A 22,634-nucleotide genomic window follows, 5' to 3' on the forward strand; every position below is an offset into this window, starting at 1 on the left:
CCATGGCATGATCGGGCCCATGCGTGAACGTGTAGTGGCCGCGTGCGACGGGGCTTCGAAGGGAAACCCCGGACCGGCGGGCTGGGCCTGGGTGGTCGCGGACGAGACGGAGACCCCGGCCCGCTGGGAGGCGGGACCGCTCGGCAGGGCCACCAACAACGTGGCGGAACTCACCGCCCTGGAACAGCTGCTCACCGCGACCGACCCCGGCGTACCGCTGGAGATCCGCATGGACTCGCAGTACGCCATGAAGGCCGTCACCACCTGGCTGCCGGGCTGGAAGCGCAACGGCTGGAAGACGGCCGCCGGCAAGCCGGTCGCCAACCAGGATCTGGTCGTACGCATCGACGAACTGCTCGACGGCCGCACCGTCGAGTTCCGCTACGTTCCCGCCCACCAGGTCGACGGCGACCCGCTGAACGACTTCGCCGACCGCGCCGCAAGCCAGGCCGCGACCGTGCAGGAGGCCGCGGGCAGCGGACTCGGCTCACCGGTGCCGCCGTCCTCCCCGGACACCCCGAAGGCCAAGTCGGCGCCGCGCCGCAAGGCTGCGGCGCCGCGGAAGAACGGCAGCTCCTCGCGCACCATCAAGGCCAAGTTCCCCGGCCGCTGCCTCTGCGGCCGCGGCTATGCGGCGGGCGAGTCCATCGCCAAGAACGCCCAGGGCTGGGGCCATCCGGAGTGCCGGACCGCCGAGGCATGACGATGAGCCCTACGGGGCTCAGGCCGCGTCGAAGGTGTAGTGCGCGGTGTGGTCCAGCAGGTCGGCGGGGCGCACGTCGTTCCACGGCTTCATCGTGTCGTTGAGATCGATCACGTTCGGCGTCCCGGCCGTCGGCAGATAGCCGGAGCCGGGGTGCCGGCGCTGCCAGTCCGCCCACAGCTTGTCGATGTAGGCGTGGTGCAGCCAGAACACCGGGTCGTTGGGCGAGGCGCCGGTCGCCATCTGTCCGCCGACCCACACATGCACCCGGTTGTGCAGATTGACGCCGCGCCAGCCCTCCAGGTGGTTGCGGAAGCCGTCCGACCCACTGTTCCAGGGCGCCATGTCGTACGTAGGCATGGCGAGCACCGACTCCACCTCGGCCCGGGTCGGCAGCTCCCGGACGCCGGCGCCGAGCGCCCGGCGCAGGAACGTACGCCCGTCGACGCGTACGTTGATCTGCCAGTTGCCCGTCGACGCCGCGAACGGCCCGTCCGCCACCTGGCCGTCGCGGCTGCGCCCCGTGCCGCCGAGGAAGTCGGGCGCCCACAGCGAGGACCGTATCGAGCGGTCGGTGCTCCAGTCCCAGTACGGCAGCGCGACCGAGGCGTCCACCTCCTGCAGCGCGCGCTCGAAATCGAGCAGGAATCTGCGGTGCCAGGGCAGGAAGGACGGCGAACGGTGTCCGGTGCGCTCGCCGTTGTCGGTGTCGCCGACGATGAAGGCGTTGTGGGTCGTGACGAACTCGTCGTAGCGGCCGCTGCGCTTCAACTCCAGGAGCGCGGAGACGAATCGCCGCTTCTCGTCGGCGGTGAGCAGGGCCTGGTTCTTGCGGACGGTCATGGTTGCTGGTGCTCCAAAGTGCGGGTGGGGCGGGTCGGTCGGCGGTCGGCCGGTGTGTCGGTCGGCGGGTCAGCCGACGGGTCAGCCGGTGGGGAAGGGGAGGAGGGCGGCGCCCTGCAGTTCGTCCACGGCGGCGCGGGCCGCGGCGCGAGGCGTGGGCACGGGGTCGTAGTGGCTGACGACGCTGATCCAGCTGCCGTCGGCATTGCGCATCACATGCAGTTCCACCCCGTCGACGAGCACGGCGTATCCGGCGCCATGGTGCTCGTGACCGCCGCCCGAAGCCGGCCCGCCCTGTATCCGGCGGCCCTTGTAGACCTCGTCGAAGGGCGACGGGGCCGGGGCGTGGTGGTCGTGTCCGGCGGTGGATCCAGGGGACCCGGTGGACGCGGTGGGGGTGGCGGACGCGGTCGTGGCGGTGGGGGCGGTGACCGTCTGGACACCGGCCACGGTGGCGAGGGCGGCCGCGGCGGTGAGCGCACGGCGACGGCTGAGTTCCGGCATGCGGACCTCCCGAGTTCGTTGGGTTGACGACTCCGCATGCCTATCGGGCCGGACGAGAGCGGAAGAAATCGCTCGGCGGTGGTTGGCCCCGATCCGGACAAGTAACTACATGTCGTGCAAGGTTGAATGAAGGTGATCTTGCCGCGGCGGCGGCCGTGACGCCCCGGAACGGGAAATTCCTCCCCCGGGAGATCGCATTCCGGATGGTCCTTCGTCGGCGGAGCCGGCGCGCGTGGTCCACCTCACGCGCGGAAAGTGGCGCGATCCGCAATGCCGCGGGATGGGGTGTTCCTCCTGCTACTCTGCCGAGCAGATATGGCCGATTTGCGTATTTTCAAGGGGTATGTGTGAAGATCGCCTGTGTCGGTGGCGGGCCCGCCGGCCTCTACCTCTCGATCCTGCTGAAGCTGCGGGACCCGTCGCACGACATCACCGTCCACGAGCGCAATCCGGAGGGCTCCACCTACGGCTGGGGCGTCACGTACTGGCGCGGACTGCTCGTCAAGCTGTACGAGCACGACCCCGTGTCCGCTCGCGCCATCGAGGAGAGCTCGGTCCGCTGGGACGAAGGCGTCGCCCACGTCCGGGGCGTGACGACCCGTCGGCCCAGCGACTCGGGACACGGCATCGGCCGCCACCGGCTGCTGGAGATCCTCGCCGAACGCGCCCGGGCACTGGGTGTACGGCTGGACTACGAGCACGAGATCACGCCGGAGAACCTTCCCGCCGCCGACCTGGTAGTCGCGGGCGACGGCGTCCACAGCTCCCTGCGCACCCAGTACGCCGACCACTTCGGTACCCAGGCCAGAGCGGGCCGCAACCGCTACCTCTGGCTCGGCACCAGCAAGGTCTTCGACGCGTTCACCTTCGCCTTCGTCGAGACCGCCCACGGCTGGATCTGGTGCTACGGGTACGGCTACGGCCCCGACGCCAGCACCTGCGTCGTCGAATGCGCCCCCGAGACCTGGACCGGCCTGGGCTTCGACACCACGAGCGAGGCCGACGGAGTGGCCCTGCTGGAGAGGCTCTTCGCGGGCGTCCTCGACGGCCACCCCCTCATCGGCCGCTCCGGCGCCGACGGCGGCGACCGGTGGCGGCCCTTCCGGACCTTCGCCAACGACACCTGGCACCACGACAACCTCGTCCTGCTCGGCGACGCCGCCCACACCACGCACTACTCCATCGGGGCCGGCACCACCCTCGCCCTGGAAGACGCCATCGCCCTCGCCGACGCCCTGCACGAGCACCCGGTCCTCGCGCAGGCGCTCGCCCACTACGAACGGGAGCGCAAGCAGGCCCTGTTGTCCATCCAGAGCGCGGCCCGCTACAGCGCCCAGTGGTACGAGGACCTGGACCGCTACCTCCAGCTGCCTCCGGAGCAGATGTTCGCCCTGCTCGGCCAGCGCCACTCACCCCTGCTGCCGCACGTGCCGCCGCAGCTGTACTACAAGATCGACAGGGCCGCGGGACAACTGGAGACCATGCGCCGCCTCAAGCGCTGGCTCGGGCCGAAGGTCGCACGCACCGTGCACGCCAGGGCCCTGGCATCACGCAGCTAGGGCCTCACCGGAACAGCCGGTCGAGGAAGGCGTTGCCGAACACCCCGTGGGGGTCGAGGCGGTCCAGGACACCGGAAGCCTCGCCCCACACGCCCTCTCCGAACGTGCCGGGCACGACCGTGCCCAGCACCTCGCCGTCGCTCCAGGCGGCCTCCTTGGTATAGGCCCAGCCCTTCGACCACTCGACGCGGGTCATGGCGTACTCGCCGTCGAAGGTGCGCAGCAGAAACCGCTCGATCTGGCTCAGGAAGGCCTCCGCGTACGGCGTCGTGGGCAACGTGAGGATGTTCAGCCAGACGGCGGTGTCCCACTCGGGGCGGTCGTCGCGTGGGCGCAGCGCCGACAGCAGCGGGGTCCGGGCCCCGTCCGGGCCGGCGTCCGCCGGATCGTCGAGGCCGGTCACCCGGATCTCCACCGACCCGTTGACGGGGAACTGCCCCCGGTCGGCGTACGCCGCGAGACGCTCCCGGTAGAAGGCCGTGAACTCGGCCACGACACGCTGTACTTGCGCCCTGCCGGTGAGCACCGCGTAGCCGTTCGTGGCGATCCTCAGCGTCGTCGGCCGCAGATACAGCAGCGTGTTCTTCGACGGCCCCCAGATGTCCGCCGACAGCGTCGCCACCAGTCCGAGCGCGGCCACGTCGTACTGCGCGTTGCCGAGCACCGGTGCCAGATACCAGGCACCGTCCGACACGATGTGTCCCACCAGGTCCGCGACGGGGGTCGGGACGCTGTCGGAGAAGGGGTAGTTGTACGGCCTCGTCACGCGCCTCGAGGCCGGCGGCCGGGTGGGGGAGACGCTCCACACCTTCAGCCAGGGGAACTCGGTGAAGGCGAACCAGATCGCCTCTACCCGCCCGGACCGGTCCAGGAAGCTCGCGAAGGTGCGTCCGTCGGTGCCGGGCGCCGCGAACAGCTCGCTCGCCGGGATGTCCGTACGGCTGACGCATCGAAGGTTGGTGTTCGCGCCCACGCGCAGCACGACCTCGGTGACCAGAGAGCGGCCGAGATGGGCCAGCAGGGCGGCGCAGTCCGCCTCGTCACGGCCGTACGTCCGCAGCACGTACGCACTACTGGCCTCGTCCCAGACGACGGCCGTCAGCGACAGCACGAGATTGCTCAGCGAACCGTACGTGTGCCCGGGCAGCGGCTGTTCGCCGTGCGCCGGTACGGCGGTGCCGTGCGCGTCGACGGCCAGGGCGCCGCCCAGGGTGAGGTTGCCGGGCGCGGGCGCGGCGGTGACGCCGAGGCCGTTCTCCTCGAGGTAGGTGAGCAGGGCCTCCAGGGTGACGCCGGTGCCGGCGCGGACGGCCGTCGGCGACTCCAGGGACAGGCCGGTGAGATGGGAGGCGGTGTCCACGAGGAGGACCGGCGCGTCCGACGGGGTGCCCTGCGTGATCGTCAGGGGCGACCAGCCGTGCGACGCACCTCGGGCACGGACTCTCCAACCGTGCCGCCAGGCCCAGTTGACGACGGCGACCACCCGTTCGGCGCGGGCCGGTGCGCAGGCCCACAGGCCGTCGGCGGCTATCTCGCCGACCCAGTTGCGGTACGCCGAGCGGTAGAGCGCAACATCGGCCGGGAAGTCGGGCAACTCCTGTGCCGCGGCGGCCGGATCCGCCGGCAGAAGAGTCGGTACGGCCGTCAGCGCGGCTGCCGTGCGCAGGAAGCCCCTGCGGCTGAAGTCGTCGGTCACGGGCTCACGCTAGGGACCGCCTTGACAGGCACCGCTCGCCTGTCGATTTGATTCACCCGTGTGAGTGATGGATTCACAGGTAACGAGGCGGAGGGGCCCGTTCCGCGCACATGGATGACGAATGACACACTGACGCCATGGACGAGCGCGTAATCGGTAGGTCGGGTCAGCGGGCATCCGTCGTCGGTCTCGGTACCTGGCAGCTGGGCGCCGACTGGGGAGACGTCGACGACAAGGAAGCCCTGGCGGTGCTGGAGGCGGCGGTCGAGTCGGGAGTGACCTTCTTCGACACGGCCGACGTGTACGGCGACGGGCGCAGCGAGCAGACCATCGCCACGTTCCTGCGCGCCAGGCCCGAGCCGGACATCTTCGTGGCGACCAAGATGGGCCGCCGCGTCGACCAGATCCCCGAGAACTACGTCCTCGACAACTTCCGCGCCTGGAACGACCGTTCGCGGCGCAACCTCGGCGTCGACCGCCTCGACCTGGTCCAGCTGCACTGCCCGCCGACCCCCGTCTACTCGACGGACGAGGTCTTCGACGCCCTCGACACCCTGGTGGCGGAGGAGCGCATCGCCCGGTACGGCGTCAGCGTGGAGACCTGTGAGGAGGCGCTGACCGCGATCGCCCGCCCGGGTGTCACGAGCGTGCAGATCATCCTCAACCCGTTCCGCATGAAGCCCTTGCGCGAGGTGCTGCCCGCCGCGCAGGAGGCCGGCGTCGGCATCATCGCCCGGGTGCCGCTGGCCTCCGGCCTGCTGTCGGGCAAGTACACCAAGGACACCGTCTTCGCCGCGAACGACCACCGCACCTACAACCGGCACGGCGAGTCCTTCGACCAGGGCGAGACCTTCTCGGGCGTCGACTACGCCACCGGCGTCGAGGCCGCCGCCGAGTTCGCCGAGCTGGCCCCGGAGGGCTGTACCCCGGCCCAGCTGGCGCTGCGCTGGATCATCCAGCAGCTGGGGGTGACCACCGTGATCCCGGGCGCCCGGACGCCCGACCAGGCCCGAGCCAACGCTGCCGCGGCCGCACTGCCGGAGCTGTCCCGGGACACGCTCACCGCCATCCGGGACCTCTACGACCGGCGGATCCAGGACCAGGTGGCGGGCCGCTGGTAGACGCGCTGCGGCGGCGGTGACCACCCGACTGCTCCCGGAACCACGCCGTTTGAGCGCTCGACGCTGCGGTTACTCGTAGCGCATGACCGAGCATGAAAGACGGACGGGACGCGACGAGAGCGAGGAGGAGCGCGCCGACCGGATGTGGGGCGAGCTCCTCCAAGAGGTCCGGGTGGCCCAGATGGGCGTCCAGATCCTGTTCGGCTTCCTGCTCACCGTGGTCTTCACGTCGAAGTACGACACGCTGAGCGACACGGACCAGACGATCTACATCGTGACGGTCGTGCTGGGCGCCACCGCCACCGGAGCCCTGATCGGCCCGGTGTCCCTGCACCGTCTGGTGTCGGGTCGCCGCATCAAGCCGCAGGCCGTGCAGTGGGCCTCCCGGCTGACCTTCGTCGGCCTGCTCCTGCTCCTCGCCACGACGGCGTCCTCGCTCCTGCTCATCCTGCGGGTCGCCACCCACGACGACTACGTCCCCTGGCTGGTCACGGGCGTGGTCCTCTGGTATCTGCTGTGCTGGTTCGTGCTGCCGCTGTGGGCACGCCGCCGCCACACGGAGTGAAGCGGCGGCGGCACGCAGACGTGAGCGGCTACTGCTCCGGCCCGGGGGCCGACCGGGCCCCGCGCAGCGCGGTGATGCACGTGGTGATGGCCTGCTGGAGGTCCTCCAGCTGCTGGACCATGTCGTCCTCGACGAACTCCTGCACATCGTCGAAGGTCAGCTCCTCGAAGACCTTCGTCGCCCGCTGGAGGCTGCTGTAGAACTTCGTCCGCCGCTCCTGCACCCGCAGCTCGGGGTCGGCCTCCACGGTCTCGGCGACGAGGGACTTCATGGTGTCGTAGGCCTCGGTGGCCCACTCACCGGTGTCCTGCTCGTCCTCCAGCTCGTCGATGAGCGACAGGTGCCGCTCGGCCTCCTGGCGCAGGTCGACGGGCGCGTCCACGGTCTGCCCGGCCGGCGTCCTGAACTGGCCGGACTCGGCGATCTGGCGGACGTACCCGATCCGGTCGGCCGCCCGGCTCTCGGTGGCGACGGCCTTCTTGAGGTCGTCGGTGCGGACGACGTCCCGTGCCAACTCGGCCTGCAGATCGGGGTCCTCGCGGACCCGGTCGAGGAGCGCCTGGCGGGCCGCGCGGGCCGTCGAGGGGTCGGCGAGGATCGCGGCCCGCAGCGCGGTGGGGTTCTCGGCGACCTCCAGCGCCTTCGTCGGACGGATGCCCTCGGCCTCGGCGGCCTCGGTGATGGCGGTGCCCCGCTCCGAGGTGGCGCTGTTGCGGGAGACGTAGTAGCTGAGCCACACCTCGGCGTCGGGCAGCTCCACCTCGTCGCCCGGCGTCAGCGTCTCGAAGTGCGGGACGAGACCGTCGTCGGCGGCGCGGTCCCAGGCCTTGTAGTAGCGCATGACGCGGTCGGGGGAGCACCCGGCGAGTTCGGCGAACTCCTTCGCGGAGACCTTCGGCGTCTCGCCCGCGCCCTGCCCGCCGGGCCGTACGCTGCGCGCCACCATGAGGCCGAAGGCCCACCCTCCGGTCCGCGCGTAGACGCCGAACTCACGCGCGTCCCGCGCGACGAGATCGGACAGCGGGGGCTGGGGCGCGGGGGACGTCTCGGGCGGGACGAACGCCAGTGTCACGGATGACTCTCCTGTTGGGGCTGTTCGGAAGGCACCGCCGGGAAGGCTCAGGTGCCGACCGGCAGCCTATGGCACCCGCGGACGAGACTCGCGCGGTCCCCGGTGCCGCCGGGTGCGGTGCGCGTGTGCTCGCGCGCGTCAGCCGAGCGCGTCCCGCAGCGCGGGGAGCAGTGTTGTCTCCGCCCAGTCGATGTAGGGCCGTTGCTCCGCGCCGCCGATCTGGACGAGGGCGACCTCGGTGAAGCCGGCCGCGGCGAACGGACGGACGGCCTCGACGAAGGAATCCACGTCGTCGCCGCAGGGGATCGCGTCGGCGACGTCGTCCGGCGTGACGAACTGGGTCGCCGCCTCGAAGGAGTCCGGGTGCGGCAGCTCAGCGTTGACCTTCCAGCCGCCGCCGAACCAGCGGAACTGGGAGTGGGCGCGCTTGATCGCGGTGTCCCGGTCGGGGTCGTGGCACACGGGCAGCTGCCCCACGCGCGGCTTGCCCGCGCCACCGTGCCGTTCGAACGCCGCCAGCAGTTCCGCCTTGGGTTCCGTGGCGATCACCAGATCGCCGAGCCGGCCCGCGAGTTCGCAGGACTGCTCACCGGAGACGGCGATACCGATGGGCGGCGGCTGCTCCGGCAGGTCCCACAGGCGGGCCGACTCCACGTCGAAATGCGTGCCGCGACGGTTCACATGGCCGCCCTGGAAGAGCGCGCGGATGATCTCCACGGCCTCCTCGAACATCTCGTGCCGCACGTCCACGGACGGCCAACCACCGCCCACGACATGCTCGTTGAGGTTCTCGCCGGAGCCGAGGCCCAGCCGGAACCTTCCCTCGGACAGCAGTTGCATCGTGGCCGCCTTCTGCGCGACCACCGCCGGGTGGTACCGGAACGTCGGACACGTCACGTAGGTCATCAGGGGAATCCGCGACGTGGCCTGGGCGGCCGCGCCCAGGAGACTCCACGCGTACGGGGAGTGACCCTGTGAACGCAGCCACGGAAAGTAGTGGTCCGAGGTCACAGAGAAGTCGAAGCCGGCTTTCTCGGCACGGACCAGGTGGTCCACCAGGTCACGAGGGGAGGCCTGCTCGGTCATCATCGTGTATCCGATCTGCACCATGCGGCCCGAGTCCCCGGACACGGGTGGTGAAAACGGGATCGACGGGACGGACGGGACGGGGTGCGGACTCCGGGCGGGAATGCCTCTGCCATAGCCTCGGTATCGGAGAGGATGCTCGTATGAGTGTTCGCCCGTTGCCTTCGAGTACGCCCGCCGCCCAGGGCGTCGACGCCTCCGGTGTCCTCGCCTTCCTCGACGCCCTCGACGCCGCCCCCGACATCGAGCCGCACAGCCTGATGATCCTGCGCCACGACCGGCTCGTCGCCTCCGGCTGGTGGGCGCCGTACACCCCCGAACGCCCGCACCTGCTCTACTCGATCAGCAAGAGCTTCACCTCGACCGCGGCCGGGATCGCCGCCGGCGAGGGGCTCATCCGCCTCGACGACCCGGTGATCTCGTACTTCCCCGAGTTCGACGCCGACATCACCGATCCGCGCAGCCGCGCGATGCTCGTGCGACATGTGGCGTCCATGGCCAGCGGGCACGAGGCCGACGCACTCGACGAGGCGCGCGCACAGGACCGTGAGGACCTCGTCCGCGGGTTCCTGCTGACAGCGCCGACCCGCGACCCGGGCACGGTCTTCGCCTACAACCAGCCCGCGACCTTCACGCTCGCCGCCGTCGTCCAGCGTGCGAGCGGTCAGTCGCTGACCGAGTATCTCCGGCCGCGCCTGCTGGACCCGCTCGGCATCGGCGAGGTCGCGTGGTTGCGCTACCGCGACGGCCGGGAGCTCGGGTTCAGCGGACTGCACGCCACGACTGACGCGATCGCCCGGCTCGGCCAGTTGTACCTGCGGGGCGGGGTGTGGGACGGCAAGCGGCTGCTGCCCGAGTGGTGGGTGGCCGAGGCGACCCGCCCGCAGATCTCGAACTCCGGTGTCATGCCCGGGGACGACTGGCAGCACGGGTACGGCTTCAAGTTCTGGATGTCCCGGCACGGCTATCGCGGCGACGGGGCGTTCGGTCAGTTCTGCCTGGTGCTGCCCGAGCAGGACGCCGTGATCGCGACGACCGCGGACACCTGGAACATGCAGGGTCTCCTGGACCTGGTCTGGGAGCATCTGCTGCCCGCGTTCCGCCCCGCTCCCCTGACGGGCGGCGAGGCGGCGGACGTGGCCCTGGCCGAGCGGCTGGCGGGTCTGGCGCTGCCGCCCGCTGCCGGCGAGCCCGCGCCACCCCAGCCGGCGGAGGCCTGGTCCGCCGCCGCGTTCACCCCGTACGGCGAGGTCGACGGGAACCTGTCCAGGCTGACCGCGATCGACCTCGCGCCGGACGGAGACGGCTGGGCTCTGACGCTCACCGAGGGCGGCCATCCGCTTCGGCTGCGGCTCGGGGAGGCCGGCTGGACCGTCACCGAGGGGGCGGTGCCCGCCGCAGTCAGCGGTGGCTGGACCGACGCGGACACCCTCGTCGTGGACATCGCGTTCCTGGAGACCCCGCATCACCTGGAGGTGACGTGTTCGCTCAAGGAGCGGACCTTCACGACGCGTTGGCGGACCGAACCGCTGCACCGCCTGCCGCTGCGGGCGATGTCCGCACCCCGCGTGCCGGCCTGATCAGGCTTCGGGCACCCGGAAGGTGCGCAGGACGGTGTCCAGGGCCTCCTGGTTGTCGGCGTCGTTCCAGTCGTCCGCCGGGGTCGTCCAGCGCAGCGAGTAGCCCAGGTGGTCGCCGATGAGGAAGCCGCGGCCGAAGGTGCGCACCCGGGTGCCGTCCACGTCGGCGAGCCACTCGATGTCGGCGGCCTTGTACCCCTGGTACGTGGTCGCCTCGATGTCGCCGATGCGTTCGTAGTCGGCATCGGCCTGCTTCAGTCCGGGCTCGACGTCGTCGCGCCACACGGCGACGGGGTCCGGGCCGACGCGTTCGCTGTAGGTGACAGCGAGGGTACGCGGATCGCCCTCCGCCCCGAACACGACCCGGTACGCCAGGTCCGAGGCGCGCGTGGTGCTCAGGGGTTTCCAGTCCTGGGGAAGGGCGAGGGTGAAGCCCTCCGGTGAGGTGTACGTCCGGAAGCCGGAGGGCAGCCCCGTGTCCGAGGGGGTCGGGGTGGGCGATGCGGTCTCCGGCGCGCTCTTCGTGGGGGCAGCGGTCGGAGCCGGAGTCGTGGGCTCCTCGGCGGAGGCCGACGGGCTGGGTGCCGTACCGGCCGCCGAGGGGTCCGAGTCGTCCGGCCCGTCGCTGGTCACCAGCAGGACGGCCGCGGCGACCGTGACGACGGCGAGCGCGGTGCCGGCGATCATGGCGCGCCTGCCCCAGCCCGGCCCGACGGCGTACAGACCGCGCAGCCGGGGGCGCGGCTCGGCCGGCAGGGGCGTCTCGGGATCCTCGTTGAGGGCGCGCACGAGCGCGTCGCGGACCACGGGTCTGCTCAGCCGCTCCCGGGAGTCCTTGCGCAGCAGTCCCTGCACGGCCTGGGTGAGCGGTCCGGCGCGCACCGGGGCGCGCAGCGGAAGCCGGTCCACGCCCTTCAAGGTGGCCTCGGGCCGGTCCCGTTCGCGATACGGCGGGCGCCCCTCGACCATGGCGTAGAGGATCGCGCCGAGCGCCCACAGGTCGGACGCCGGTCCGATGCGCTCGTCGCGGGCCTGCTCCGGTGAGGCGTACGACGGTGCGGCGACCCGGGGCGCCAGCGTGGCGCCGGCCAGTCCGAAGCCGGTGACCACCACGGTGCCGTCGCCGCGCACGATCACCTGGCCGGGGCTCAGTTCGCCGTGCGTGATGCCGGCGACGTGCGCCGCCTCCAGTACGTCGAGCAGTTCGAGGCCGATGCGCGCGGCCCGCACATAGTTGAACGTGCCCTGCTGGGTGAGGAGTTCACCGAGGGGCGTGCCGTCGATCCATTCGGTGACGATCCACAGGTTCCCGCCGTCCTCGATGGCCTCCACGACCGTGGCGACCGCGTCCGGGCGCAACAGTCCTATCCGCTCGGACGTGCGCAGGAGGCGCGAGGTGGTCCGGCGACTGTCGTCCGGATTGGGGTCGTCGGGGAGCCCGATCTGCATCAGGAGGAACGGGCGTTCGGTTTCGATGTCCTCGCCGTAGTAACTGACGCGGTTCGTCTCGCGATGCACGACATCGACGAGCCGGTACCTCCCGGCGACCAACTCGGAAGTGGAGACGCGCGCCTTGACCATGGCCATCCCTCGCTGAACCCCTGATTCTCATTTCTCACAGGAAGTACGAGAGACGGGACAGGAAGCGTTCAACGAAAACCTCAACTAAAGGGCCTCTCCTTTCCTTTGCTTCTTACGCGTGAGTAACCTGACGAAAAAGTAAGGAATTCGAGCCGGCGTTTCAGTGAACACCGAAATCCGCCGCCCAACGCAGCACATCCCCCGTCGTCGCGTTGCCCCCGCACACCACCAGCCCGAGCCGCGCGCCGTCCCCGACGCGCTCCAGGACGCGCCGGGCCGCGGGCAGCAGACAGCCGGCGGCCGGCTCGGTCCACACCTTGGCGTGCTCGGCGAGGTCGAGCACACCCCGCACCGCCTCCCGGTCCGGCACCACGAGCACCTCGTCGACCAGGGCGGACACATGGTCGTACGTCAGCCGGGACGCGGCCGGAGCACACAGCGTGGACACGATCGACGACAGCGCCACCGGTACCGGCCCGCCCGCCGCCAGTGCCTCGGACATCGCCTCGGCGCCCTCGGTCTCCACGCCCCAGATCCGTACGTCCGGACGGCGGGCCCGCAGCGCGACCGCGACGCCGGAGATGAGTCCGCCGCCCCCGACGCTGACGATCACGTCCGTGAGCTCCCCGGCGTCGTCGGCGAGCTCCAGCCCGACGGTGCCCTGGCCGGCGATCACCAACGGGTCGTCGAAGGGATGGACGAGCGTCAGCCCTTCGTCCCGCAGCCGTGTGACAAGGGAGAACGCTCCGCCCATGTCGTCCGTCAGCCGGACCGACGCCCCGGCGCCCCGGGCGATCTCCACGGCGCGGGCCGGCGCCGAACGCGGCATCACCACGGTGGCCTTCACATCGAGGACGGCGGCCGTCATCGCAAGGGCGATCCCGTGGTTGCCGCCGCTGACCGCCACCACCCCGGCCGCGCGCTGGGCCTCGGTCAGCGACAGCAGTTTCGCCGTCGCCCCACGGGCCTTGAACGAGCCGGTGCGCTGCAGCAGTTCGAGCTTGGCCGTCACCGGTACGCCCAGCAGGGCCGACAGTCCGGGGCTGGGTACGGTCGGTGTGTGGACGACGTGGCCGGCGATGAGGCCGGCCGCGGCTTCGACGTCGGAGATCCCGATCAAGGCAGTCACCCTTCCGGCGTGGGGGCGGGGTCCACGCCGTTGGCACCCTGACGCGAGAGGCGACGCCGGTCAACTCGGGCTCGCCGCGGGCGGCACGGTGACTCGAACGATCACCGCCCTGCTGCGAGCCGGTCCCTCACAGGTCGCGCCGCACCAGGAAGCCGAGCAGCGACCGCAGCTCCCCGGCGGGCCCGGCCTTCAGTGGTACGTCGGCCAGAGCTGCCTCCACGGCGGTCACATGGCGCCGGGCCTCCGCGAGCGCGGCCGAGCGGCCGTCCGCCTCCTCGATCAGCGAGGCCACCTCGGCGGGGTCCGCGGCCGAGTCCAGGAGCGCCGCGAGACGCCCGCCCGCAGGCGAGTCGAGGGCCGCCAGCACGGGGAACGTCTTCTTGCGCTCCCGCAGATCGCCGTACACGGGCTTGCCGGTGACGGCCGGGTCGCCCCAGATGCCCAGCAGATCGTCGACCACCTGGAAGGCGATGCCCAGATGCCGGCCGGCCCGGTCGAGGGCGGCAACCGTCGCCGGCGGCGCACCGCCGAGCAGGGCGCCCAGCGCGGCCGCGCAGCCCAGCAGGGCCCCGGTCTTGTGTTCGGCCATCGTCCGGTACTCGTCCGGCCGCACGCGCTCCGGCCCCGTCCACGGACGGGTGGCGAACAGCAGGTCGTCAGCCTGCCCGCGCACCAGGTCCTGCAACGCCACGGACAGCCGCCGTACGGCCCGCGGTCCGGCCGGTGCGGCGGCCAGCGTCTCGACGGCGAGCGCGAACAGCGCGTCACCCGCGAGGACGGCGGGTCCGGTGCCGTACGCCTTCCACACGGTGGGGCGGCGGCGCCGGGACGTGTCGCCGTCCATGATGTCGTCGTGCAGCAGGGAGAAGGCGTGCACCAGCTCCACCGCGACCGCCCCGGGCACCGCGAGCCGCCCGGACGCGCCGGCCGCCTCGGCACCGAGCACGGCCAGCGCCTGCCGTACGCCCTTCCCGCCGGCGGCGGCGGCGGGCGCCCCGCCCACCTCGCACCAGCCGAAGGAGTACGCGGCCATCTCACCCACCCACGGATGCGTCCGACCCACGGCCTCCCGCAGCGCGGGCCGCACCAATGTGCGGCAGCGGTCGAGGACTTGGCGCGCGTCCGGTGCAGCCTGAACCGACGAAGGGGGCTCCGCGATGCCGGACGGAACTCGAAGAGCGGAAGGGGAAGCCGTCACCGTACGACCCCCGTCCCGGCGCCCGCCATGGCATCCTCGCCGACGCCGAACTCCTCCTGCGCCCGCGCCACCATCTCCCGCGCGTGCCGCAGCCCGATCCGCTCCAGCACCCCGGCCAGCTCGGCCAGTTCGGCGGCCGTCTCGACACGGTCGCGCCCCAGCTGCGCGCGCGACCTGGCCAGCCCCAGCCGGGACAGCGCCTCCCCGCGCGGCTCGCTCATGGCGCGGAACTCGTCGAGCGCCTGCTCGTACAGGTCCCGGGCCTCGGCGTAACGCCCGGCGCGGTAGAGGACGTTGCCGCGCATCTTGTGGTTGTAGGCCAGCGCGCTGGACAGCTTCATCGCCCGGCACGTGGTCTCCGCCTCGGAGAGCAGGGCCAGTGCCCGTTCCGTGTCGCCGTCGCGCACGGAGACGACGTCGGCGAGCCCCCGCAGCGCCCAGGCATGGCCACGCCGGTCCTCGGCGCCCGCGGCGATCCCGGCCGCCTCCTCGAACAGGTCGTACGCGGTGTCGTACGAGCCGGTGTTGCGGTGGATCTGGGCGATGCCCTCCAGGGCCCACACGGTGTGCCGCGCCTCGCCGCGCCGCCGGGCCTCGGCCAGCAGCTGCTCGTGCAGCTTGTGGACGGCGTCGTAGTCACCCTGGATGCGGCCGGTCTCGGCGAGACCGGCCAGGGAGTAGCCGCGTACGACGATGTCGCCGCCGCGCTCGCCGAAGTCCGCCGCGATCTGCAGCAGCCGCCGTGCCAGGGCGAACGACCCGCGCTGGCGGGCCAGCGTGCCGCCGCTCCACAGCGCCCAGGCCATCGCCGCGGTGTCGTCGGCCTCCCGGGCGGCGCGGTAGCTCGCCTTCCACGCCTGGTCCGCGTCCCTGATCTGCCCCAGCCGGCGGTGCGCCTCGGCGACCGCGAGCCCCGAACGTGCCGCCTCGCCGTGCTGCCCGGCCTGCTCGGCCGCTCTCAACTGCTCGGTGCCGGCGGCCAGTACGTCGGTCAGCGAGGAGTTCACGGACAGCTTGGTCAGGGCTCCCTGGTACTCCGGGGCGAATGCCTTGCCGTACATCGATGCCTCTCGATCGATATACACGCCATCTCTACTCTCTATGTATACGCAATGCGTATACGTGATGAGTATACATGGCGTGTATAGAGCGTTGAAAACCTGCCCTGGCCGGAAAGGGCGGCCAGGGCTTCACTTGTTGTCGATCAAGACGTCGGCAAGACGGACGGGGTTGCTCGTGAGGCGCAGATCACCTCACGGCGGCGGTATCAGTGCTGCTGGGACTTCTGCGGTGTCGCCTCGCTGGGCCGAACGACGACATGGCCCTGGCCCTGCAGCATCAGCTGCACGGCCTCCCCGGAACCGCCGCGCAGCATCGAGCCGAGGGACTGCGAGCGGTGCAGCGAGGTGTCCAGGCCCGCGGTCCAGCCGACGACGGCGTCCGTGTCGACGTACACCGGGTACTGCGGCGAGACCGGGATGACCAGCGGATTGCCCTCACACACCAGGCCCAGCCTGCCCTGCCCCGAGAAGACGCTGTTGAACAGACCGCCGCCGGTGATGCCGGCGCCCTTCACCGTCGCTATCCGGTACGACAACGAGGCGTCGAAACACAGGACGTTGCGGCCGTTGACCGTGAACTCGTCGCCGGGGTCCACGTCGACGACGAAGCAGTTCTGCGCCTCGTGCGCGAACCAGGCCTCGCCCTGCCCGCGCACCGCCATCAGCGGCAGCCCCTCACCGGTCATCGCCCGCTTGAGCATGCCGCCCATGCCCTGGCCCTTGCGCTCGAACTGGAGGTTGCCGCGGTAGGCGACCATCGCGCCCTGGCGGGCGTGCATCTCGCCGTTCACCGCGTACTTGATGCATTTGGCGTTCTCGATCGTCATGCCCGGCGCCGTGGCGGGCTGGACCATGTGCTCGTTGGAAAAGAGGTCACCCTTCATGCGGGCATCCTGTCCCGGAGGCTCCCGTTCTGCCTAGATCGCGGCGTGTCGGATTCCCCGGACCCTCAGGCGCCGAAGAGTTGAGTCCAGTACGTGCCGGCGGGCCCGCCGCCCGCGAAGCCGATCCCAATGTGGGTGAAATCAGGCTTGAGGATGTTGGCGCGATGGCCCGGGCTGTTCATCCAGCCCTCCACGACCTCGGCGGGGGAGCGCTGGCCGCACGCGATGTTCTCGCCGATCGAGCGCATGCGGGAGCCCGCGGCGGCGGCCCGGTCCCAGGGCTGGCTTCCCTCGGGCGAGGTGTGGGAGTAGAAGGCCCGGACCGCCATGTCGGCGCTGTAGGCCTGCGCCGCGGTGCCGAGCGCGGCATCGACGGCGAGGGGACGCAGCCCGGCCAGGGCCCGCTCCCGGTTGGTGAGATCGACGACCTCCACCGCCGTACGGGACAGGTCGCCGGGGGTCAGCGGCCTGGCCCACAGCGCCGTCCAGTACGTGTCGCCCGAGCGGCCGCCCGTGACGTGCGCCGACGCGGCGTGGGTGAAGGCCGGGTCGTGCAGGGTGCGGCGGAGCTGTTCGGTGCGCAGGCAGTACGCGACGAACTCGGCCGGGGTGCGGGGGCCGGAGACCAGGTGCTCGCCGACGGTCACATACGCGTACCCGGCGGCGGTGATGCGCTGGTACACGGAGACGCCGTCGCGGCCCTCGACGCCGAGCTGTCCCGCCGCTGCCATGGCGGAGGCGTGGGCCTGCGCGGCGAAGGCCAGACGCGCGTCGAGAGTGACAGGCGGTGAACCGGCACTGGCGCGCGCGGAGTTGACCAGGCCGAGGAAGCCGTCGCGATCGGGGGCGTGCGGGACGGTTACGGCGGACAGGGTGTGCATCGCGGACCGAGCCGTCGGTCCGGCCGGAGTGATCGGTGCGGGTGCCGCGGCCGCCGGGCTCGGCGTCGCATCCTCGATGACGTCCACCCCGAAGTCGCGCGCCAGCCCCGCCAGCCCGTCCGCGTACCCCTGGCCCAGGGCCCGCAGCTTCCATCCCTCGCCACGCCGGTAGATCTCCGCGAGCAGCAGCAAGGTCTCCTGCCGTGGGCGCGGCGGGGCGAACCGGGCGATCGTGCGTCCGTCCCGGCCGCTCACCTGGAGCACGGGGGCCGGCAGACGGCCCAGGGGAGTGCCGTGGTCGGCGGGGCTGACGACCACGGTGACCCGCGTGGCCCCGGGGCGCAGGAGTGGCGGGTCGACGGTCAGGGTGTCGCCGCGGAGCCGGGCGCCGGGCGCGGACGGCTGGTTGTAGAACACGAAGTCGGCATCGCCGCGGACCTTGCCGCTGTCGTCGGTGATGAGCGCGGACACGTCGAACGGGCCGGGCACCCGGACGGTCACGCTGCCGCCCGGGAGGGGCAGATTGCCCCCGGGAACCAACTCGCTCATCGGGCCGTCCTGGTGGGTCGTACGAGATCCGGTGGGATGCCGGTGGGGTTGTCCAGGAAACGTCCACCGGATCTCGCGGGTTCCCGACCCGCCCGCGTCCTCAGCCGGCGTTCGGGCCCAGGGGGAGCCGGATCCCGGGTTCGATGTCCTCGTGCCGTTCGACCACGGCGGCACGCTTCTGCGGTTTCGTCCTCTTGCCGCAGAACGCGGACTCCAGCGTGCCCATCATGGAGTTGAGGACCGTGCCGTTGTTGGAGGTGTTGGCGAGCGCGGCGAGGCTGCGCCTGCCGTCCTCGGAGGCGAACGCGTACGTGTAGTAGCCCTGCACGGCGCCCGTGTGGCCGTACACGGAGACCCCGCACGACAGATCGCGGCGCCGCAGCCCCAGCCCGTACGACTGCACGCCGCCCGCCGGTACCCAGCGCTGCATCTGGGCCAGCTGGGCCCGGGAGGTGAGCCGGCCGCCGAGCAGCGCCGACAGGAACGTGTTGAGGTCCCGCGTGCTGGAGATGACCGCGCCCGCGCTCTGCGCCCAGGACGCCGTCTGCTCGGTGGCGTCGACGAGCGCCGCGCCGGCCGTGTCCGGCGTGAGATAGCCGCGGGTGTGACGCCCGGGGATCTTCCTGCCGGGGTGCACGTAGAAGGTGTCGCGCAGCTTCAGCGGTTCGATGATCCGGTTCCGGTACTCGGTGCCCACGGAATGCCCGGTCAGCTTCTCGATGAGCATCCCGGCGACGACGAAGTTGGTGTTGGAGTAGGAGTAGGCGCCGCCCGGCTTCGTGGTCCGCGGCTTGCTCAGGGACCGGTTCACCAGCTGCCGGTACGTGAACACCTTGGTGCGGACCGCCTCGAAGCCGGGGACCGTCCGCGCGAACATCTCGTTGGTGTAGTCGTGCAGGCCGCTGCGGTGGCTGAGCACATGCCGCACCGTGATGGAGCCGTCGGGCAGCAGCCCCGGCAGGTAGCGGTTGACCGGGGCGTCCAGCTGCAGCCTCTTCTCCTGGGCCAGTTGCAGCAGGACGACGGCCGAGAAGGTCTTGGTGACGCTGCCGATGCGGAACCGGTCGGCGTTGTTGATGGCCCGCCCCGACTTGCGGTCGGCGACGCCCACCGCCGCCCAGTGGGCGGAGTCGCCGTCGTCGAGGCGCGCGATCGCACCGGGTGCGCCCTGCTGCCGCGCCGTGCGCAGGACCTTCCAGATGCCGGTGACGTCCGGGGCGGGCAGGGCCGCCGCCCTGGCGTCGGCCGCGGCGGCGCCGGGCTGCCCGGGCGCGGCGTGGGCGGGAACCGCCAGGAGCGACACCAGGGCCGCCACCGCCGTACCTGTGACCACCGTTGTTGAGACCATCCGGATTCCTCACGTTTCTGTCGATGTGCTGCTCATACGAGAACGATCAGCTTCGCGCGGGGCAACCCTCTCGCATCACGTCAGATCGCCACAGACGACGCACAGTTGGACAGGCGGGGATCACCGGGTGGGAGTCCTTCATGGGTTCCTCAGGGAATCCTGCTTCTTTTATTGACGGCGGAAAATAACCCCTCTAGGTTCCGGGCATGTCCTCGATCCGCCGTGCCGAGACGTTCCCGGCGAACACGCCGGCCGCCTCGCAGATCTTCACCACCGTCCTGAGCCATGGGCCGCTCACCCGCCTGGAGGTGGCCCGGCGCGCGGGACTGTCCCCGGCCGCCGTCACCAAGGCGGTCCGGCCCCTCATAGAGGCCGGCTACCTGGTGGAGGACGCGGACGAACCGGCCCGGCCCGCGCTCGGTCGCCCCGCGAACCCCGTGCGGGTCGACGGGGGACGGGCGCTGTTCATCGGCATCAAGGTGACCGGCGACGAGGTCATCGCCGTCCTCACCGACCTGTGCTGCCGCATCCGCGTCGCCCGCCACGCCCCGCTCCCGGACCGGGAGCCCAAGCGCGTGCTGGCCTCGGTCGCCGAGCTGGCGGGCGGACTGCTCGCGGAGGCCGGTGACTCGGGCGTCCCGGTCCTCGGCGTCGGGATCGCCGTCTCCGGTGACGTGGACCGCGGCGCCGGAGTGGTCCGCTACTCCCCGTTCCTGGAGTGGCGGGACGTGCCCCTCGCCGAACTCGCCGCCGCGACCACCGGATTGCCGGTCACCGTCGACAACGACGTACGGGCCCTGACCGTCGCCGAGCAGTGGTTCGGCGCCGGTGTGGGGCTCTCCGACTTCGCCGTGGTGACCGTCGGAGCCGGCATCGGCTGCGGCCTCGTGGTGCACGGCAGGGTGGTCGCAGGGGCGCACGGTGTGGCCGGGGAGATCGGGCACGTGACCGTCGACCCGGCCGGCCCGCCCTGCCATTGCGGCAACCGCGGCTGTGTGGAGGCCATCGCGGGGGACGCCGCGATCGTCCGGCGGATCCGCGAGACCACCGGCGTCGAGGTCACCGACACCGCGGAGGCCGTGGCCCTCGCCCACCGCGGTGTCGCCGGAGCGCGCGAGGCCTATGCGCGCGCCGGCGAGGCGATCGGACGCGGCATCGCCACCGTGGCCAACCTGCTCGGACCCGAGCGGGTGATCATCTCCGGCGAGGGACTCGCCGCCTACGACCTGTTCGCCGAACAGATCCGCGACGCCTTCGCCGCGGCCGCGTTCGGCTCCGCCGACCGGTGCGACGTACAGACCCGCCCGCTGCCCTTCGAGGAGTGGGCGCGCGGGGCCGCGGCCACCGCGATCCAGTCCTTCATCAGAGCCGACGACCAGCCCCAGAACCGCTGAACCAACCCCGGGAGGTACGACCCATGAGGTCATCCTCGTACTCCGTCATGCCCGCACGCGCCCTGAGAGCCGTGGTGGTCCTGGCCCTCACCGCCGGTGTCACGGCCGCCGTCCCCGCGGCACAGGCCGAGACGCCCACGCCTCCGGCCGCCTCGGCCTCCACCGTGGCCGCCAAGCCCTACATGGGCTGGACGAGCTGGACCATGCAGTCGTCGAAGTACCCGGGCCTCAACCCGAAGGGCGACTACAGCTACCTGTCCGAGGCGAACGTCACCAAGCAGACCGACGCCATGGCCGCCAAGCTGAAGAAGTACGGCTACGAGTACGTCAACATCGACGCCGGCTGGTGGATGGACTGGTCCTGGAAGTCGCAGTTCGACGAGTACGGCCGCCAGAAGGCCGACCCGGTGCGCTTCCCCAGCGGCATGAAGGCCGTCGCCGACCGCATCCACTCCAAGGGCCTCAAGCCCGGCATCTACCTTCCGGTCGGCCTGGAGAAGGGGGCGTACAACGACGGCAAGAACCCGATCTGGAACGCCGACGGCTGCACCACCGGCGACATCGTCTACGACGACCTGCGGACCACCAACGGCTGGGACAGCGCCTACAAGATCGACTTCTCGGACCCCTGCGCCCAGAAGTACATCGACTCCCAGGCGCAGATGTTCGCCGACTGGGGCTACGACTTCCTCAAGCTCGACGGCGTGGGCCCCGGCTCCTTCAAGAGCGGCGACAACTACAACAACGTCGCCGACGTCGCCGCCTGGCAGAAGGCCATCAAGACCGCCGGCCGCCCGATCCACCTGGAGCTGTCCTGGTCCCTCGACCACGGGCACGTCGAGGACTGGAAGAAGTACTCCAACGGCTGGCGCATCGACACCGACGTCGAGTGCTACTGCAACACCCTGGTCACCTGGGAGAACTCGGTCGACGACCGCTGGGACGACGCCCCGGCCTGGACCGCCCACGCCGGACCCGGCGGCTGGAACGACCTCGACTCCCTCAACGTCGGCAACGGCGAGATGGACGGCCTCACCAAGGCCGAGCGGCAGAGCTACGCGACCCTGTGGGCGATAGCCAAGTCCCCGCTGTTCACCGGCGACGACCTCACCAGGCTCGACTCCTACGGCCTGTCGCTGCTGACCAACCGTGAGGTCATCGCGATCAACCAGAGCAGCGCCCCGCCCGCCGAGCCCGTCACCGCCTCCGACCCCCAGCAGGTGTGGGCCGCGAAGAACCCGAACGGCACCTACACCGTCGCGCTGTTCAACCTCTCCGACGCTCCCGCCTCGGTCACCGCCAACTGGTCGACCCTCGGCTTCAAGGGCAAGGCCTCGGTGCGCGACGTGTGGAACAAGGAGAACCTCGGCTTCCACACCGACAAGATCACCCAGGCTCTCCCCGCGCACGGCTCCCGCCTGTTCACCGTCACCCCGCGCGGCACCGATCTCGCCTGGACCGCCCACGAGGCCGAGGCGGGCACCCTGAGCGGCAACGCCTCAGTCGCCGACTGCTCCGCCTGCTCCGACGGCCGCAAGGTCGGCAACCTCTACACCGGCGGCAAGCTGACCCTCGGCGACGTCGTGGTCCCCAAGGCCGGCACCTACCAGATCAAGGTCGCCTACGTCAGCGGTGACGCCCGTTCGATCTCCGTCTCGGCCAACGGAGGCGGCGCCAACTCGCACAAGTTCGCGTCCATGGGCGACTGGGGCACGGTGAACAGCGTCCACGTGCCGGTGAGGCTGAAAGCCGGGGCGAACACGATCACGTTCGACAGCGGGACCGGCTACGCGCCGGACATCGACCGGATCGACGTGCAGAAGTCTCTCTGACCTCCCTCCGCCGGGGCCCGGCCGCGCGCCGGGCCCCGGCATAGACGC

General features: G+C 71.3%; 19 protein-coding genes. 7 read left to right on the forward strand and 12 right to left on the reverse strand.

Features of this window, described 5'->3' with window-relative positions; all coding sequences use genetic code 11:
- Positions 1-7 precede the first annotated feature (7 nt).
- Complete coding sequence (locus ACWGDB_RS35415; protein ID WP_453826212.1) at positions 8-703, forward strand: ribonuclease H family protein; 696 nt, start codon at positions 8-10, stop codon at positions 701-703.
- Positions 704-721: 18 nt separating this feature from the next.
- Here the strand turns inward: ACWGDB_RS35415 and melC2 are convergent, their stop codons facing one another.
- Together melC2 and melC1 are read right to left on the reverse strand one after the other, a co-directional pair.
- On the reverse strand, positions 722-1,546 hold the full coding sequence (melC2, locus tag ACWGDB_RS35420; RefSeq protein ID WP_453826213.1) for a tyrosinase MelC2: 825 nt from the start codon (positions 1,544-1,546) through the stop codon (positions 722-724).
- 81 nt (positions 1,547-1,627) lie between these two features.
- On the reverse strand, positions 1,628-2,050 hold the full coding sequence (gene melC1, locus ACWGDB_RS35425) for an apotyrosinase chaperone MelC1 (protein ID WP_453826214.1): 423 nt from the start codon (positions 2,048-2,050) through the stop codon (positions 1,628-1,630).
- Between the two features lie 347 nt (positions 2,051-2,397).
- On the opposite strand from melC1, the gene ACWGDB_RS35430 reads away from it, so the two are divergent.
- Positions 2,398-3,609: an FAD-dependent monooxygenase gene (locus ACWGDB_RS35430; protein ID WP_453826215.1), complete on the forward strand. Its 1,212-nt coding sequence runs from the start codon at positions 2,398-2,400 to the stop codon at positions 3,607-3,609.
- A 4-nt stretch (positions 3,610-3,613) separates the two neighbouring features.
- Here the strand turns inward: ACWGDB_RS35430 and ACWGDB_RS35435 are convergent, their stop codons facing one another.
- Positions 3,614-5,305, reverse strand: coding sequence for a cholesterol oxidase substrate-binding domain-containing protein (locus tag ACWGDB_RS35435; protein WP_453826216.1), 1,692 nt, complete (start codon positions 5,303-5,305; stop codon positions 3,614-3,616).
- Positions 5,306-5,442: 137 nt separating this feature from the next.
- Between ACWGDB_RS35435 and ACWGDB_RS35440 the strand changes: the two genes are divergently transcribed.
- Both ACWGDB_RS35440 and ACWGDB_RS35445 read left to right on the forward strand, forming a co-directional pair.
- Positions 5,443-6,426, forward strand: a complete 984-nt coding sequence (locus ACWGDB_RS35440; protein ID WP_453826217.1) for an aldo/keto reductase — start codon at positions 5,443-5,445, stop codon at positions 6,424-6,426.
- Positions 6,427-6,508: 82 nt separating this feature from the next.
- Entirely contained in the window at positions 6,509-6,991 is a 483-nt protein-coding gene (locus ACWGDB_RS35445) for a DUF6328 family protein (protein WP_383611298.1), read from the forward strand.
- A 28-nt stretch (positions 6,992-7,019) separates the two neighbouring features.
- On the opposite strand, the gene ACWGDB_RS35450 is transcribed toward ACWGDB_RS35445, so the two are convergent.
- Together ACWGDB_RS35450 and ACWGDB_RS35455 are read right to left on the reverse strand one after the other, a co-directional pair.
- Positions 7,020-8,063, reverse strand: a complete 1,044-nt coding sequence (locus tag ACWGDB_RS35450) for a hypothetical protein (protein ID WP_453826218.1) — start codon at positions 8,061-8,063, stop codon at positions 7,020-7,022.
- A gap of 138 nt (positions 8,064-8,201) precedes the next feature.
- Positions 8,202-9,173 carry an LLM class F420-dependent oxidoreductase gene (locus ACWGDB_RS35455; RefSeq protein WP_453826219.1) on the reverse strand — a complete coding sequence of 324 codons (972 nt, stop codon included), beginning with the start codon at positions 9,171-9,173 and terminating at the stop codon, positions 8,202-8,204.
- Positions 9,174-9,292: 119 nt separating this feature from the next.
- Between ACWGDB_RS35455 and ACWGDB_RS35460 the strand changes: the two genes are divergently transcribed.
- Entirely contained in the window at positions 9,293-10,729 is a 1,437-nt protein-coding gene (locus ACWGDB_RS35460) for a serine hydrolase domain-containing protein (protein WP_453826220.1), read from the forward strand.
- On the opposite strand, the gene ACWGDB_RS35465 is transcribed toward ACWGDB_RS35460, so the two are convergent.
- The 7 genes from ACWGDB_RS35465 to ACWGDB_RS35495 form a co-directional block, all read right to left on the reverse strand.
- The gene (locus tag ACWGDB_RS35465; RefSeq protein WP_453826221.1) at positions 10,730-12,316 is read right to left on the reverse strand and encodes a serine/threonine protein kinase; all 1,587 of its coding nucleotides are present in this window, start codon (positions 12,314-12,316) and stop codon (positions 10,730-10,732) included.
- Positions 12,317-12,470: 154 nt separating this feature from the next.
- Positions 12,471-13,430 carry a threonine/serine dehydratase gene (locus tag ACWGDB_RS35470; RefSeq protein ID WP_453826222.1) on the reverse strand — a complete coding sequence of 320 codons (960 nt, stop codon included), beginning with the start codon at positions 13,428-13,430 and terminating at the stop codon, positions 12,471-12,473.
- A gap of 136 nt (positions 13,431-13,566) precedes the next feature.
- A complete protein-coding gene (locus ACWGDB_RS35475) occupies positions 13,567-14,637 on the reverse strand; it encodes a polyprenyl synthetase family protein (RefSeq protein WP_453826223.1) in 1,071 nt (356 codons plus the stop codon).
- Complete coding sequence (locus ACWGDB_RS35480; RefSeq protein WP_453826256.1) at positions 14,634-15,698, reverse strand: tetratricopeptide repeat protein; 1,065 nt, start codon at positions 15,696-15,698, stop codon at positions 14,634-14,636. Before ACWGDB_RS35480 ends, ACWGDB_RS35475 begins: the two co-directional genes overlap by 4 nt.
- Before the next feature lie 206 nt (positions 15,699-15,904).
- A complete protein-coding gene (locus ACWGDB_RS35485; protein ID WP_453826224.1) occupies positions 15,905-16,582 on the reverse strand; it encodes an AIM24 family protein in 678 nt (225 codons plus the stop codon).
- 65 nt (positions 16,583-16,647) lie between these two features.
- A complete protein-coding gene (locus ACWGDB_RS35490; protein WP_453826225.1) occupies positions 16,648-18,012 on the reverse strand; it encodes a CAP domain-containing protein in 1,365 nt (454 codons plus the stop codon).
- Between the two features lie 100 nt (positions 18,013-18,112).
- Complete coding sequence (locus ACWGDB_RS35495) at positions 18,113-19,360, reverse strand: serine hydrolase domain-containing protein (RefSeq protein WP_453826226.1); 1,248 nt, start codon at positions 19,358-19,360, stop codon at positions 18,113-18,115.
- 206 nt (positions 19,361-19,566) lie between these two features.
- Between ACWGDB_RS35495 and ACWGDB_RS35500 the strand changes: the two genes are divergently transcribed.
- Both ACWGDB_RS35500 and ACWGDB_RS35505 read left to right on the forward strand, forming a co-directional pair.
- Positions 19,567-20,754: an ROK family transcriptional regulator gene (locus ACWGDB_RS35500; protein ID WP_453826227.1), complete on the forward strand. Its 1,188-nt coding sequence runs from the start codon at positions 19,567-19,569 to the stop codon at positions 20,752-20,754.
- 23 nt (positions 20,755-20,777) lie between these two features.
- Positions 20,778-22,586, forward strand: coding sequence for an alpha-galactosidase D (locus ACWGDB_RS35505; RefSeq protein WP_453826228.1), 1,809 nt, complete (start codon positions 20,778-20,780; stop codon positions 22,584-22,586).
- Positions 22,587-22,634 lie beyond the last annotated feature (48 nt).

It is taken from the genome of Streptomyces sp. NPDC055013 (genome assembly GCF_053608645.1).

Coding starts and splice junctions, on each gene's coding strand:
- ACWGDB_RS35415 (WP_453826212.1), top strand. CDS start 8: ATGATCGGGCCCATGCGTGAACGTGTAGTGGCCGCGTGCGACGGGGCT.
- melC2 (WP_453826213.1), bottom strand. CDS start 1,546: ATGACCGTCCGCAAGAACCAGGCCCTGCTCACCGCCGACGAGAAGCGG.
- melC1 (WP_453826214.1), bottom strand. CDS start 2,050: ATGCCGGAACTCAGCCGTCGCCGTGCGCTCACCGCCGCGGCCGCCCTC.
- ACWGDB_RS35440 (WP_453826217.1), top strand. CDS start 5,443: ATGGACGAGCGCGTAATCGGTAGGTCGGGTCAGCGGGCATCCGTCGTC.
- ACWGDB_RS35445 (WP_383611298.1), top strand. CDS start 6,509: ATGACCGAGCATGAAAGACGGACGGGACGCGACGAGAGCGAGGAGGAG.
- ACWGDB_RS35455 (WP_453826219.1), bottom strand. CDS start 9,173: ATGGTGCAGATCGGATACACGATGATGACCGAGCAGGCCTCCCCTCGT.
- ACWGDB_RS35460 (WP_453826220.1), top strand. CDS start 9,293: ATGAGTGTTCGCCCGTTGCCTTCGAGTACGCCCGCCGCCCAGGGCGTC.
- ACWGDB_RS35465 (WP_453826221.1), bottom strand. CDS start 12,316: ATGGCCATGGTCAAGGCGCGCGTCTCCACTTCCGAGTTGGTCGCCGGG.
- ACWGDB_RS35480 (WP_453826256.1), bottom strand. CDS start 15,698: ATGTACGGCAAGGCATTCGCCCCGGAGTACCAGGGAGCCCTGACCAAG.
- ACWGDB_RS35485 (WP_453826224.1), bottom strand. CDS start 16,582: ATGAAGGGTGACCTCTTTTCCAACGAGCACATGGTCCAGCCCGCCACG.
- ACWGDB_RS35490 (WP_453826225.1), bottom strand. CDS start 18,012: ATGAGCGAGTTGGTTCCCGGGGGCAATCTGCCCCTCCCGGGCGGCAGC.
- ACWGDB_RS35495 (WP_453826226.1), bottom strand. CDS start 19,360: ATGGTCTCAACAACGGTGGTCACAGGTACGGCGGTGGCGGCCCTGGTG.
- ACWGDB_RS35500 (WP_453826227.1), top strand. CDS start 19,567: ATGTCCTCGATCCGCCGTGCCGAGACGTTCCCGGCGAACACGCCGGCC.
- ACWGDB_RS35505 (WP_453826228.1), top strand. CDS start 20,778: ATGAGGTCATCCTCGTACTCCGTCATGCCCGCACGCGCCCTGAGAGCC.